Raw genomic sequence first — 256 nt, 5'->3', positions numbered from 1 at the left:
AGATAAATGTATATCCTTCAGCGATGGCATCACAAATGTCAGGCGGAGTCGTTGCCTACGAAGTAAAAATTGGGGACCCAGACGCACAACTCGTAAGAATATTCGACTACGAAGAGAACGACCTTACAAATGACATCAACGAACAAATAGCTTACCGGACTAAATGGGCCGAATCCTTGTAAGACCCTCTCACTCTTTCTATTTAGGTTAGAAAACACATTGGAAAGCAAAACAGTATTCACAATAGCAAACAACC

Annotated in this window: 1 pseudogene; it reads left to right on the top strand. The window is 41.4% G+C overall.

Annotated features, from left to right (window positions below):
* Positions 1 to 182, top strand: a pseudogene (locus SB756_RS32355) (hypothetical protein); the annotation flags it as partial.
* Between the last annotated feature and the right edge of the window lie 74 nt (positions 183 to 256).

The organism is Pseudomonas sp. SIMBA_068, assembly GCF_046534705.1.
GTDB lineage: Bacteria > Pseudomonadota > Gammaproteobacteria > Pseudomonadales > Pseudomonadaceae > Aquipseudomonas > Aquipseudomonas putida.
Note: the sequence above shows the minus strand (reverse complement) of the source record. Positions and strands in the feature narration are given on the sequence as shown.